General features: G+C 61.2%; 14 protein-coding genes. 8 read left to right on the forward strand and 6 right to left on the reverse strand.

The annotated features are described in order from the left end of the window. Positions 1-525 (reverse strand): sigma-70 family RNA polymerase sigma factor, encoded by a 525-nt coding sequence (locus tag ACIOYV_RS02515; protein WP_401320570.1) that lies wholly within the window; start codon positions 523-525, stop codon positions 1-3. A gap of 293 nt (positions 526-818) precedes the next feature. On the opposite strand from ACIOYV_RS02515, the gene ACIOYV_RS02520 reads away from it, so the two are divergent. Both ACIOYV_RS02520 and ACIOYV_RS02525 read left to right on the forward strand, forming a co-directional pair. After that, positions 819-1067 carry a transmembrane sensor/regulator PpyR gene (locus ACIOYV_RS02520; RefSeq protein ID WP_401320572.1) on the forward strand — a complete coding sequence of 83 codons (249 nt, stop codon included), beginning with the start codon at positions 819-821 and terminating at the stop codon, positions 1065-1067. Continuing rightward, the gene (locus tag ACIOYV_RS02525) at positions 1067-2221 is read left to right on the forward strand and encodes an NnrS family protein (RefSeq protein ID WP_401320574.1); all 1155 of its coding nucleotides are present in this window, start codon (positions 1067-1069) and stop codon (positions 2219-2221) included. The genes ACIOYV_RS02520 and ACIOYV_RS02525 overlap by 1 nt, the downstream gene beginning before the upstream one ends. Here the strand turns inward: ACIOYV_RS02525 and ACIOYV_RS02530 are convergent. Further along, entirely contained in the window at positions 2205-3134 is a 930-nt protein-coding gene (locus tag ACIOYV_RS02530; protein WP_401320577.1) for a LysR family transcriptional regulator, read from the reverse strand. The genes ACIOYV_RS02525 and ACIOYV_RS02530 overlap by 17 nt on opposite strands. A 115-nt stretch (positions 3135-3249) precedes the next feature. On the opposite strand from ACIOYV_RS02530, the gene ACIOYV_RS02535 reads away from it, so the two are divergent. From ACIOYV_RS02535 to ACIOYV_RS02555, 5 genes are all read left to right on the forward strand, one after another. Further along, entirely contained in the window at positions 3250-4095 is an 846-nt protein-coding gene (locus ACIOYV_RS02535; RefSeq protein ID WP_401320580.1) for an oxidoreductase, read from the forward strand. A gap of 368 nt (positions 4096-4463) precedes the next feature. Next, positions 4464-4919, forward strand: a complete 456-nt coding sequence (locus ACIOYV_RS02540; protein ID WP_054615082.1) for a (2Fe-2S)-binding protein — start codon at positions 4464-4466, stop codon at positions 4917-4919. A 9-nt stretch (positions 4920-4928) separates the two neighbouring features. Continuing rightward, positions 4929-7100, forward strand: coding sequence for a molybdopterin cofactor-binding domain-containing protein (locus ACIOYV_RS02545; protein ID WP_401320584.1), 2172 nt, complete (start codon positions 4929-4931; stop codon positions 7098-7100). Between the two features lies 1 nt (position 7101). Beyond that, positions 7102-7683 (forward strand): hypothetical protein, encoded by a 582-nt coding sequence (locus ACIOYV_RS02550; protein ID WP_401320587.1) that lies wholly within the window; start codon positions 7102-7104, stop codon positions 7681-7683. A 74-nt stretch (positions 7684-7757) separates the two neighbouring features. Further along, positions 7758-8366, forward strand: coding sequence for a GGDEF domain-containing protein (locus tag ACIOYV_RS02555; RefSeq protein ID WP_401320589.1), 609 nt, complete (start codon positions 7758-7760; stop codon positions 8364-8366). A 9-nt stretch (positions 8367-8375) separates the two neighbouring features. Here ACIOYV_RS02555 and ACIOYV_RS02560 read toward each other — a convergent pair whose 3' ends face one another. Continuing rightward, positions 8376-8801 (reverse strand): VOC family protein, encoded by a 426-nt coding sequence (locus ACIOYV_RS02560; protein ID WP_290028358.1) that lies wholly within the window; start codon positions 8799-8801, stop codon positions 8376-8378. Positions 8802-8912: 111 nt separating this feature from the next. Between ACIOYV_RS02560 and ACIOYV_RS02565 the strand changes: the two genes are divergently transcribed. Further along, positions 8913-9779 (forward strand): LysR family transcriptional regulator, encoded by an 867-nt coding sequence (locus ACIOYV_RS02565; RefSeq protein ID WP_401320592.1) that lies wholly within the window; start codon positions 8913-8915, stop codon positions 9777-9779. A gap of 181 nt (positions 9780-9960) precedes the next feature. Here the strand turns inward: ACIOYV_RS02565 and fabI are convergent, their stop codons facing one another. Genes fabI through ACIOYV_RS02580 form a run of 3 tightly spaced genes read right to left on the reverse strand, consistent with a single transcriptional unit; the run spans position 9961 to position 13408 of the window. After that, positions 9961-10755: an enoyl-ACP reductase FabI gene (gene fabI / locus ACIOYV_RS02570; RefSeq protein WP_054047522.1), complete on the reverse strand. Its 795-nt coding sequence runs from the start codon at positions 10753-10755 to the stop codon at positions 9961-9963. 21 nt (positions 10756-10776) lie between these two features. Then, positions 10777-12387: an ABC transporter ATP-binding protein gene (locus tag ACIOYV_RS02575; protein WP_401320595.1), complete on the reverse strand. Its 1611-nt coding sequence runs from the start codon at positions 12385-12387 to the stop codon at positions 10777-10779. A gap of 1 nt (position 12388) precedes the next feature. After that, positions 12389-13408 carry an ABC transporter permease gene (locus ACIOYV_RS02580; protein ID WP_163909757.1) on the reverse strand — a complete coding sequence of 340 codons (1020 nt, stop codon included), beginning with the start codon at positions 13406-13408 and terminating at the stop codon, positions 12389-12391. Between the last annotated feature and the right edge of the window lies 1 nt (position 13409).

The following is a 13409-nucleotide window of genomic DNA, read 5'->3' on the forward strand; positions in this document are numbered from 1 at the left end:
TTACTCGATCAGCAGGCCGTCGAGTTCGGCCTCGAGGATCGCGCAATGCATCAACGCTTGGGCCAGGTACTTCTTGACCATGCGTTCGCACACGCCGATTTCCTCGGCGATGGCGCGGTAGGGCAGGCCGTGCAGCTGGGCGAGGATGAAGGCATCGCGCACCCGCTGCGGCAGCCGTTGCAGCATGGCGTCCACTTCATACAGGGTCTCGACGATGATCACCCGTTGCTCCGGCGATGGATGAACCGCCTGGGGCCGCGCGGCGAGAGTGTCGAGCCAGGCTTGTTCGAGTTGAAGGCGGCGCCAGTGATCGATGCACAAGCCCCGGGCGATGGTCGCCAGGTAGGAGCGCTCACGGGTTTCGCAGTCGAACGCCAGCGGACGCTTGAGCACCCGGATAAACGTGTCATGGGCCAGGTCAGCCGCATCGAAAGCGTTATTCAAGCGTCGGCGCAGCAGCTCATGCAACCAGCGATGGTGCGAGAGATAGAGGTTCTGAACGCTGGAGAGATCGGCGACCGTCATCGTGAGCACTTGTCCATGGGCGACCGGCGCCTTCGGTGCAAATAAGAATTGGTCGCGATTAAACCAAATGGCCTGAGTGTGCGCAAATGATATTGGTTTGCTTTTAGGCGGGTGGATAGGGAGATTGTTTGCGATGTAGTCGCTATGACTCTGGAGTGAGTCATTAAGACCAGTTCCGGGTTGAGTCATATTGACTGCATGAGCACCAACCTATTGATTTACCGTCCTATAAATCCTGGCATGGCTTTTGGATTAACCCACGTACAACTGAACAGCTTCGGGAGTACGGAAAAATGTTCGATTTCTTCAGCAATCCCCAGAACGTTCTGCACCTGTCGAGCAAAGTGTTGGGCCTGGGCCTGGCGCTGCTTTTGATCGGCATCTACGGCGCATACCTCTACAGCGGTCACTTGCCCATCGTGGCACTGGTGTCGATGCACGCCATGACCATCATCGGTCCGACCTTGCTCAAAATCGGCTACGTGATGCGGTTGCTGGCCCAGCATCGGTTGGCAACTCACCACGTCGGTGTGGTGGCTTGATGCACAAACCGGCCGCCGCACCAGTTTTCAGTCTTGGGTTCCGCCCGTTCTTCCTTGCCGGTGCCGGGTTTGCCGTGTTGGCGGTGGCGATCTGGGCGCTTTGGTTGTACGGCCGATTACCCGGTGCGCAACCGATCGGCGGGATGCTGGCCTGGCATCGGCATGAAATGCCGTTCGGTTTCGCCACGGCGATCATCGCCGGTTTTCTGCTGACGGCCGTGCCGAACTGGACCGGGCGACCGGGCCTCAACGGCTGGCCCTTGATCGGTCTGGTGCTGGTGTGGCTGCTGGCACGACTGGCCTGGCTGCTACCGATCAGCCCGACGCTGTTGATTATCCTGCAACTACCGTTTCTGCCCTTGCTGGCCTGGTGCCTGGGGCGGGATCTGGTGGCAGCGGGCAAACGCGACAACTATCCGATTCTGCTGATGATCACGCTGCTGGCGGGCTGTCAGGCGATGACCTTGTGGGGTTTCGTGACTGACGACGCTGGATTGCAACGTCATGGCGTGCTGGCCGCGTTGTGGCTGGTGGCGGCGCTGATGAGCGTGATTGGCGGGCGGGTGATTCCATTCTTCATTCAGCGTGGCTTGAATCGGCCCGCTGCGGCACCGGCTCATCCGCTGACCACCAAAGTATTGCTGCTGGGCGGATTGCTGGCTGCGGTGTCGTTTGCCGCTGGCTTGAATGACACACCGAAACTTTGGCTGGCTGCGTTGTACCTGATGCTCGGCGCGGTGCATCTGCTGCGGTTGTGGCGCTGGCACGACCGGGGCCTCTGGCGAGCGCCGCTGTTGTGGTCGCTGTACCTGGCTTACGCTTGGCTGGTGGTTGCCACACTGGCCATGGCGCTATGGCATTTGGGGCTGATGCCGCAACAGAGCCTGGCCACTCATTCGCTGGCGGTCGGCGGAATTGGCGGACTGATCCTGGCGATGATTGCCCGGGTCAGCCTGGGGCATACCGGGCGATTGCTGCAGCCCTCGAAAGCGGTGGTGCTGGGCTTTGCCTTGCTGCTGCTCGCCGGTGTGTGCCGGGTGTTGCTGGTGCCGTTTTCCGCTGCTGGATTGGGGCTGTCGGCGCTGCTCTGGTGTGCGGCGTTCGGGCTGTTCCTGACGCGTTACACCGGCATCCTGCTCAAACCGAGGGTTTAGCGCCGAGGCCGCCGCGTTCGGCGATCCAGCGGGTCGCCATGTCGATAAAGGCGCGCAGTTTCGGCTGCGTCTGGGTGCGGCTGGGGAAGTACAGGTACAGCCCCGAACTCAGTGGCACAAACGCTTGCAGCACCCGTTGCAGACGTCCATCGGCCAACTCCTCGGCGATCTCCAGGTCGCAGGCATACGCCAGGCCCAGGCCATCCCGGGCAGCGGCCACCAGCAACTTGCGGTCGTTGACGATCACGCCACCCGCGACGCCGACGGTAAAGTCGCGACCGTCGCGGCGAAACTCCCAGCGATGGGCATTGCCCGAGGTCGAGAAGCGAAAGCCGATGCATTCGTGCCCGGTCAGCGCTTCAGGCGTGGCGGGTTGCCCGGCTCTGGCGAAATATGCCGGCGAGCCCACCACCGACCACTGCAGGTCAGGCGTCAGGCGCACGGCGACCATGTCTTTCTCGATGGACTCACCCAACCTGATCCCGGCATCGAAACCGCCCGTCATCAAATCCACGGTGGCGTCGTCGAGGGAAATATCCAGGGTGACTTGCGGGTGCGCCTGGCGAAACAGCGGCATCAACGGCTCGATCAACAACGCGCCGGACAGGCGTGGCGCAGTGATGCGCAGGGTGCCCATCGGTTGATCGCGAAAACCGCTGAGCACCGCCAGCGCTTCATCGATTTCACTGGCTGCCGGGCGCAAACGGCTGAACAGGCTGGCGCCGGCCTCGGTCAGCGCGACGCGGCGAGTGGTGCGCTGGAACAACAGCACGCCGGTGCGCCTCTCCAGCAACTTGATCGCATGGCTGACCGCCGTGGGCGTGACGGCCAGGCGAGTGGCGGCGAGGGTGAAGCTTTTGTGTTCGGCCACCGCGAGGAATTCGGTCAAGCCGTCGAACGGATCATGGTTCATGGAAAAAGCTCCATTATGAAACAGCGTTTCATAGTGCTTGTAACACGAGGGCATTTTTCCCATCAATCCTGCGGCGTACCTTGGGCACATCCCCAACCCACACAAGGTATTGATCATGAGCACTTCCAACGCTTTCAAACGTGTCTGGCTGATTACCGGCGCTTCCCGTGGTATCGGCGCAAAAATCGTCGCCGCCGCCCTGGCCAACGGTGATGCGGTGGTCGCCACGGCCCGCGATGCGAGCACCATCGTCCAGCGTTTCGGCGATCAGCCGGGCTTGCTGGCTGCGACCCTCGACGTGACCAATGAAGCCCAGGGCGCCGCCGTGGCCAAGGCCGCCATCGAGCATTTCGGGCGCATCGACGTGCTGGTCAACAACGCCGGTTTCGGTTTGCTCGGCGCGGTGGAAGAGGCGAGCAGTGATGAAATCAAGCGCCTCTACGAAACCAATGTTTTCGGCCTGCTGAATGTTACTCGCGGGGTGTTGCCGTACATGCGCGCCGCCCGCAGCGGTCATGTGATCAACATTTCTTCGGTGGGCGGCTATCAGTCGGCGCCGGGTTATGGCGTGTATTGCTCGACCAAATTTGCCGTCGAAGCCCTGAGCGAAGCGCTGCACGGCGAACTGGCACCGCTGGGTGTGAACGTCACCGTGGTCGAACCGGGCTACTTCCGCACCGATTTCCTCGACACCAACTCCTTGGTCGAATCCCCTGAAACCATCGCCGACTACGCCCCGACGTCGGGCGAAGTGCGCAAACTGGCCAAGGCGGTCAACCAGCAACAACCTGGCGACCCGGAGAAACTGGCCTTGGCGATGATCACCCTGGTCGAAGCCAAAAACCCGCCGCTGCGCCTGCCGCTGGGGACCGATTCGGTGCGTTACATCGAGGCCAAGAATGCGTTCGTCAGCGATGAACTGAACACCTGGCGCACGCTGTCGCAATCCACTGATTTCTAACCTCCACCGATAACCCCTGTAGGAGCGAAGCTTGCTCGCGAAAGCGGTGTTCCAGTCGATAGAGATGTTCGACTGATACGACGCCTTCGCGAGCAAGCTTCGCTCCTACAGGGGTCTTCGGCAGTCAGGGATACGTGACCGGCGGTCGCAGAAGCTGGCCGGCAGGTCAATCTGCGCTTAGCTGTATGGATAACCCGAGGCGCGCGTACCCCCGCCGACCCGGTAGGAGCAAAGCTTGCTCGCGATAAACGATAACGCGGTTTACCAGACCTGACGCCTTCGCCGGCAAGCCTGGCTCCTACAAAAAATAAAACGACGCCGCTTCAGCGGCGCCCCTTCAGAACACCGTGAGTCTGAGGAAATTGGCAATGCTGACCCTGAATATCAATGGCAAGGACCAGGCGCTGGATGTCCCCGCGGACATGCCGCTGTTGTGGGTCCTGCGCGATGTCGCGCACCTGACCGGGACCAAGTTCGGTTGCGGCATGGCCCAGTGCGGTGCGTGCACCGTGCATGTCGACGGCGCGCCGCTGCGTTCCTGCATCACCCCGGCCACCGCCGTGGCCCATGGGCAAAAAATCCTCACCATCGAAGGCCTGTCCACCGACGGTTCGCACCCGGTGCAACAGGCCTGGGCCGAACTCGACGTGGTGCAGTGCGGTTACTGCCAGTCGGGGCAGATCATGTCTGCCGCCGCGTTGCTGGCGAAGATTCCCAAGCCCACCGACAGCGACATCGACCAGGCGCTCTCCGGCAATATCTGCCGCTGCGGCACTTATCCAAGGATTCGCGCAGCGGTCAAACGCGCCGCCGAGATCGGTTGAGGCCATGTCATGAACAGCATCAACAATCCCGTATCACGTCGCGGTTTTCTCAAGGGCAGCGCCGTGCTCGGCGGTGGTCTGGTGGTGGCGTTTGTCATCCCCGGCGCTCATCGCTTTGCCATGGGCGCCGAGAACCAGGGCAATGTCTTCGCGCCCAACGCCTTCCTGCGCATCGCCAACGACAACAGCGTCACCATGCTGCTCGGCCACTCGGAAATGGGCCAGGGCATCTGGACCGGCCTGACCATGCTGATCGCCGAGGAACTGGACGCCGACTGGTCGAAAATCCGCGTCGAACATTCTCCCGCATCAGCCAAGGATTACGGCTTGGCCGGGTTCGGCGGCATGCAGATCACCGGCGGGTCGACTTCGACCTGGATGGAGTTCGACCGCTATCGCCAGGCCGGTGCCGCTGCACGCTTGATGCTGATCGACGCCGCTGCCAAGCGCTTCAACGTCGCTCCATCGGAGATTCGCACCGAGTCGGGCGTGGTGACTGCCGGCGACAAACGCGCCACCTACGGTGAACTGGCGGATGACGCCGGCAAGCTGCCGGTGCCGGATCCGGCCTCGATCAAGCTCAAGGAAGCCAAGGACTGGAAGATCATCGGCAAACCGACCCCGCGCCTCGACACGCCGGAGAAAATCACCGGCCGCGCCAAGTTCGGCATGGACGTGCAGTTCGACGGCTTGATGACCGCTATGGTCGCGCGCCCGCCGGTGTTCGGCGGCAGCGTCAAATCCTTCGAAGGCGCCGAGGCATTGGCGGTGCCGGGGGTGCACAAAGTGGTGCAGGTGCCCACGGGCGTGGCGGTGATTGCCGATCATTACTGGGCGGCGAAACTGGGCCGCGATGCGCTGAAAATCGACTGGGACCTGGGGCCGAACACCGGGCTCGACAGCGTCAAACTGCTGGAAAGCTTTCGTCAACTCGCCGCCACCCCCGGCATGCCGGCCAGTCAGGCCGGTGATACCGCCGCCACGTTGAAGAAAGCGGCGAAATCCATCGACGTCGAATACAGCGTGCCGTACCTGGCCCACGCGCCGATGGAACCGCTCAACTGCACGGTGAAAATCAGCGCGGAGAAATGCGAAATCTGGACCGGCACCCAGTTCCAGACCCTCGATCAAATGGTCGCGGGCCAGATCACCGGGCTCAAACCTGAACAGGTGGAAATCCACACCGAATTCCTTGGCGGCGGCTTCGGTCGTCGGGCCAATCCAACCTCGGACTTTGTCGCTGAAGCCGTGCAAGTGGCCAAGGCGGCGGGCATGCCGGTGAAAACCGTGTGGTCGCGGGAGGACGACATTCGCGGTGGCTACTATCGCTCGATGTTCCTCCATCAGGCGAACATTGGGCTGGATGCCGACGGCATGCCGCTGGCCTGGAAGCATGTGATGGTTGGGCAGTCGATCATGGACGGCACCGCGTTTGCCGCGACGATGGTCAAGGACGGCGTCGACAAGACCTCGGTCGAAGGTGTGGCCGACAGTCCTTATATCGAAGGGCTGGCCAATCATCAGGTCGAACTGCATTCGCCGAAAACCGGCATCAGCGTGCTTTGGCTGCGTTCGGTGGGACACAGTCACAACGCGTTTGTCATGGAATCGCTGATCGACGAACTGGCCGATGCGACCGGCAAGGACCCGGTGGAATACCGACGGACCTTACTCAAGGATCATCCACGACATTTGGGTGTGCTGAATCTGGCAGTGGAGAAGGCCAACTGGAGCGCGCCGTTGCCTGACGGTCACACCCTGGGTGTGGCGGTGCATGAGTCGTTCGGCAGCTATGTCGCGCATGTCGCCGAAGTGTCCGAAGACAACCTGAAAATTCGCGTGCACCGGGTGGTGTGCGCGGTGGATTGCGGCATCGCGGTCAACCCGCAGAGCATCGCCGCGCAGATGGAATCCTGCGTCACCTTCGGCCTCGGGTTTGCGCTGCACAGCAAACTGACGCTCAAGGACGGCCAGGTGGTGCAGTCCAATTACCACGATTATCAGGTGCTGCGACTCAACGAAATGCCGGTGGTGGAGGTGCACATCGTGCCCAGCACCGACAAACCCGGCGGCATCGGCGAGGCCGGTGTGCCGCCCGTGGCGCCAGCGGTGGCCAACGCGGTGTTCGCCCTGACCGGGCAGCGTCTGCGGGAACTGCCGTTGCAACTGTCGGGGGTGTGACATGAGACGACATTTGATACTTGGCGCCGTGGTGTTGGTCGGTCTGACCGGCTATGCGTCGGACCTGTTCGCAGCGGACAAACAGGCCGCGCTGGAAGCCTTCGGTACTGTGCAGAAGGTCTTCCAGAGCCCGCGTTGCCAGAACTGCCACATCCCCGGCGACTCGCCGTTGCAATTCGACGCCGGCATTCCACACGCGATGAACGTGATGCGTGGCATGGACGGCAAGGGCGCCGCCGGTTTGCCTTGTGCAACCTGCCACGCCGAAAACAACCCGCCGGCCAGTTACGGCCCTCACGCACCGCCGGGCGCGCCACATTGGAGCCTGCCGCCCGCCGCACACAAAATGGCCTGGATCGGCCTGCCCGCAGACAAACTCTGCGCGATGATCAAGGACCGTTCCAGCAACGGTGACCGGGATTTCGCGGCGCTGATCAAGCATGTCAGCGACGACAAACTGGTGCTCTGGGGCTGGAATCCGGGAGGCAATCGGGCGCCGGTTCCGGTGCCGCACGACATCTTTGTCACGCAATTCAAGCTCTGGGCAGACGCCGGAGGCCCGTGTCCCGTGGCGGGCATCTGACCAACGGCGGCTTAAAAAGGAGTCAAACCGGATATGTGCGGCTCTAACGTACATACCCATCGCAGGAGTGACACATGCTGCTTCCAGGCAAACCGATCAAACCGGGCACTAGTGCGGACACCCTGCACGGCCCGGACACTGCACTGCAGGAGCGCGAATTGCTGCGTGACCTGGCGCGACAGGCCGAGCAGGAACTGACCGCGGTGCAGGTGGCGAGCATGGACGAATTGACCCTGTTACCTAATCGCCACGGCTTCCAGGCCCTGGCACAAATGGGCCTGGACGCATGCTTGCGGATGGGCAAACCGGCGACGTTGCTGTTTTTCGACCTCGATAACTTCAAGCACATCAACTATCTGTACGGCCGCGCCGAAGGCGATGATGCCTTGAAGACCTTTGCCGACGTGCTGCGGATCGCCTTTCGCGAAAGCGATGTGATCGGGCGCATGGGCAGCGATGAGTTCGCCGCTTTGCTGACCGGCGCCCACGCCGTGGAGATCCCGGCGATCCGGGCGCGGCTCGAAGAAATGCTCGACGAGCGCAACGCCACGGTGCATCGCGGTTACGACATTCGCTTCAGTGTCACCCAGATCGAGTTTCATCCGGCGCTGCATCAGACCGCAGAGGGTCTATTGGCCGCGATAGGTGAGCAGGTCAACGGCCACGCCTTCGGCCACTCGTAACAGGGCGGCTCATTTGGCGAACAACTGGCTGATGTCCTTGAACGCCTTGAACTCAAGGGCATTGCCGCACGGATCAAAGAGAAACATCGTCGCCTGCTCGCCCACCAACCCCTGAAAACGAATCCCCGGTTCAATCACAAACTGCGTACCGAGGGATTGCAGCCGTTCGGCCAGGACCTCCCATTCCTTCATTCCCAGCACCACGCCAAAGTGCGGCACCGGCACGTTATGACCATCCACGGCGTTGGTGTGCGCGGCTTCTTGCGAGGCGTTTTTCGGCGCGAGGTGAATCACCAGTTGATGGCCGAAAAAATTGAAATCCACCCAATGATCGCTGGAACGGCCTTCTTCCAGACCGAACACTTCGCCATAGAAACTGCGTGCCGCCGCCAGGTCATACACCGGAATCGCCAGGTGAAAAGGGGAGAGCTGCATGGGTTGATCCTCAATGGTCGGAAGTTGCAGCTGAGTTTAGTCCTGTGCTTTTTGATTAAAAGACGATAATTTTTGCGTCGAGCTCAAATTATTTCGATCAATGGTGCGGCCATGTTGCGGGAACTGAAAACCTTTATCGCGGTGACCCGCTACGGCACGTTCGCGGCGGCCGGCATGCACATTGGCCTGACGCAATCGGCAGTCAGCGCGCAGATCCGTAATCTGGAGCAGGCGCTGGGCATTCGCTTGTTCGACCGCACCGGACGTCAGGCGCTGCTCAACGCGGCGGGCGAGCGGGCGTTGCCGATGGCCCGAGAGATGCTGGAAACCTTCGCGCGCATGGCGGTCAGTGATGACGTCAGCGAATACCGTGGCGAATTGAAGATCGGTGCGGTGGCCACGGTGCAGACCGGGTTGTTGCCACAGGCGTTGTTGCGGTTGAGGCAGCAGGCGCCGTTGCTGGAGCCGAAACTGGTGCCGGGTGTGTCGCTGAATTTGCTGAGCCAGGTGGATACCGGCGAAGTGGATCTGGCAATTCTGATCAAGCCCCCGTTTGAATTGCCCAAGGAATTGTCGGCGCAGGTCATCCGCAAGGAGCCGTTCGTGCTGATCGTGCCGGCGGACTTAGAGGGTGATGATCCGCTGCAACTGCTCGCCGACCATCCTCACGTGCGCTACGACCGCAACTCGTTCGGCGGGCGTTTGGTGACGCGGTTCCTGCGCGAACAGCAGATCGACGTGCGCGTGGCGCTGGAGCTGGATGAGCTGGAGGCGATTGTGAAAATGGTCGAGTGCGGGTTGGGCGTGTCGTTGCTGCCCGAGGCGGGGTTGTGGGTAGAGCATGGGGCGAAAGTGCGGGTGATTGCGTTGGGGGAACTGACGTTCTATCGCGAGATTGTGTTGTTGCAGCGGTATAGCCAGCGCATGCAGCCGATTCAGCAGCTTTTTGCGCGGTGTCTCACACGGATCGAAAGTTAACCCGGAACCCTGTGGGAGCGAGCTTGCTCGCGATGGCGTACTTACATTCAATAAATTTGTCGGCTGGCATGCCGCCATCGCGAGCAAGCCCGCTCCCACAGGGGATCTGTGTCCACCACTGAAATCCAGGCATAAAAAAACCCGCCAATCTCGGCGGGTTTTTTTATGCGCTAACCGAAGATCACTCTTCGATGTTGCCCATCGCAGTGGTGTTGAAACCACCGTCTACGTACATGATTTCGCCGCTGATGCCGGACGCCAGGTCCGAGCACAGGAAGGCGCCGGCGTTGCCGACTTCGTCGATGGTGACGTTGCGACGCAGCGGGGTTTGCGCTTCGTTGGCAGCCAGCATCTTGCGGAAGTTCTTGATGCCGGAAGCCGCGAGGGTGCGGATCGGGCCAGCCGATACGGCGTTGACGCGGGTGCCTTCCGGGCCCAGGGAGCCGGCCAGGTAACGTACGCCAGCTTCCAGGGAAGCCTTGGCCATGCCCATGACGTTGTAGTTCGGCATGGTGCGCTCGGCGCCCAGGTACGACAGGGTCAGCAGGCTGCCATTGCGGCCTTTCATCATTTCGCGGCCAGCCTTGGCCAGGGCCACGAAGCTGTAGGCGCTGATGTCGTGAGCGATACGGAAACCTTCACGGGTGGTGGCTTCGGTGAAGTCGCCGTCCAGTTGGTCGCCCGGTGCGAAGCCGACGGAGTGAACGATCACGTCCAGGCCATCCCACTTCTTGCTCAGTTCTTCGAAGACCTTGGCGATTTCTTCATCGCTGGCCACGTCGCACGGGAAGCACAGCTCAGGGCTCGAGCCCCAGCCTTGTGCGAATTCTTCAACACGACCTTTCAGTTTGTCGTTCTGATAAGTGAAGGCAAGCTCAGCGCCCTCGCGATGCATGGCGGCAGCGATGCCGGATGCGATGGACAGCTTGCTGGCGACACCGACGATCAGTACGCGCTTACCGGCGAGAAAACCCATGTGTTGCTCCTCTCTTTCAGGTTATTGCGCAGTGGCTGGTGCCAGGAAAGCGGCTTCCAGCAACTGCTGTGTATACGGATGTTGGGGGGCGGCAAAGATACTTTGCGCGTCTCCCTGTTCGACCACTTGGCCATGCTTGACCACCATCAGCTGGTGGCTCAGCGCTTTGACGACAGCCAGGTCATGGCTGATAAACAGATACGTCAGGTTGTACTTGGTTTGCAGTGACCGCAACAGCTCCACCACTTGGCGTTGCACTGTCCGGTCGAGGGCCGATGTCGGCTCGTCCAGCAGGATCAACGCCGGTTTTAGCACTAATGCCCGGGCAATGGCGATTCTCTGCCGTTGCCCGCCGGAAAATTCGTGGGGGTAGCGGTTCCGGCTTTCCGGGTCCAGGCCTACCTCCTTCAATGCCGCAATAATCGCTTGTTCCTGTTCCGCCTCGGTGCCCATCTTGTGGATCCGCAAGCCTTCGCCGACGATCTGGCTCACGCACATCCGAGGGCTCAGGCTGCCGAACGGGTCCTGGAACACCACCTGCATCTCGCGACGCAACGGTCGAACTTCGTTCTGCGTCAGGCAGTCTAGCTGCTTGCCCTCAAAACGGATGCCTCCTTTGCTGCCTATCAGCCGCAAAATCGCGAGGCCGAGCGTCGATTTGCCGGAACCGCTTTCACCCACGATCCCCAAGGTCTGGCCCTGGGGCAGGCTGAAATTGATCCCGTCCACAGCCTTGATGTAATCCACCGTGGTTTTCAAGAAGCCTTTCTTGATCGGGAACCAGACTTTCAGGTCCTCGACCTGCAGCAATGGCGGGCCAATAACGTTGGTCGCCGGCTTGCCGCTGGGCTCCGCTGCCAGCAGTTCCCGAGTGTACGGATGCTGCGGCGCGCGGAACAACTCTTCGCACGATGCCTGTTCGACGATGCAACCGCGCTGCATGACACATACGCGATGCGCAATTCTTCGTACAAGGTTCAAATCGTGACTAATCAGTAACAACGCCATGCCCAGACGGGCCTGTAATTCCTTGAGCAATTCGAGGATTTTCAGCTGAACGGTCACGTCCAGCGCGGTGGTCGGTTCGTCGGCAATCAGCAGTTCCGGCTCGTTGGCCAGGGCCATCGCAATCATCACCCGCTGGCGCTGGCCGCCGGACAATTCGTGGGGCAGGGCCTTGAGGCGCTTGTGCGGTTCGGGAATGCCGACCATCTCCAGCAATTCCAGAGTGCGCTTGGTCGCGACTTTGCCGGTCAGGCCCTTGTGGATGCCGAGGATCTCGTTGATCTGCTTCTCGATCGAGTGCAGCGGATTGAGCGAGGTCATTGGCTCCTGGAAAATCATCGCGATCCGGTTACCACGGATGTGACGGATGGTTTTCTCTTTCAGGCCTAGCAGGTCTTGCCCGGAATACTCGATGGTGCCGGACGGGTGCCGGGCCAGCGGGTACGGCAGCAGGCGCAGGATCGAGTGAGCCGTCACCGATTTGCCGGAGCCGCTTTCACCGACCAGAGCCAGGGTTTCGCCACGCTTGATATCGAAGCTGACGCCTTCGACCACCCGCTGCACGCGTTCGCCGACGACAAACTCGACAGAGAGGTCGCGCACTTCGATCAGATTGTCCTGATTCATTTCACTTCCTCGGGTCGAAGGCATCGCGAGCGGACTCGCCGATAAACACCAGCAAACTCAACATCAGCGCCAGTACCGCAAACGCGCTCATGCCGAGCCACGGCGCTTGCAGGTTGGATTTGCCCTGAGCCACCAGTTCACCCAGTGACGGACTGCCCGCCGGCAGGCCAAAACCAAGGAAATCCAGGGCGGTCAAAGTGCCGATGGCGCCGGTCAGGATGAACGGCATAAAGGTCATGGTCGAGACCATGGCGTTGGGCAAAATGTGGCGGAACATGATCGCGCCATTCTGCATCCCCAGCGCCCGGGCCGCGCGCACGTATTCGAGGTTACGCCCACGCAGGAACTCGGCGCGCACCACGTCCACCAGGCTCATCCACGAGAACAGCAGCATGATCCCCAGCAGCCACCAGAAGTTCGGTTGCACGAAACTGGCGAGGATGATCAGCAGATACAGCACCGGCAGCCCCGACCAGATCTCGAGGAAACGCTGCCCGGCCAGATCGACCCAGCCGCCATAGAACCCCTGCAAGGCCCCGGCAATCACGCCGATGATCGAACTGAGAATGGTCAGCGTCAGGGCAAACAATACCGAAATCCGGAAGCCATAGATCACCCGCGCCAGCACATCGCGGCCCTGATCGTCGGTGCCCAGCAGGTTGACCGTCGAGGGCGGTGCCGGGGCCGGGACTTTCAGGTCGTAGTTGATGCTCTGGTAGCTGTAGGGGATCGGCGCCCACAGAATCCAGGCGTCCTTGGCCTTGAGCAGTTCGCGGATGTACGGGCTCTTGTAGTTGGCTTCCAGCGGGAATTCGCCGCCGAAGGTGGTCTCCGGGTAGCGCTTGAGCGCCGGGAAATACCAGCCGTTGTCGTAATGCACCACCAACGGTTTGTCGTTGGCGATCAGTTCGGCACCGAGGCTGGCGCCAAACAGGATCAGGAACAGCCACAGCGACCACCAGCCGCGCTTGTTGGCCTTGAACAGTTCGAAACGGCGGCGATTGAGAGGGGACAGGCTCATC

The organism is Pseudomonas sp. NPDC087342 (genome assembly GCF_044744265.1).
Classification (GTDB): Bacteria; Pseudomonadota; Gammaproteobacteria; order Pseudomonadales; family Pseudomonadaceae; genus Aquipseudomonas; species Aquipseudomonas nunensis.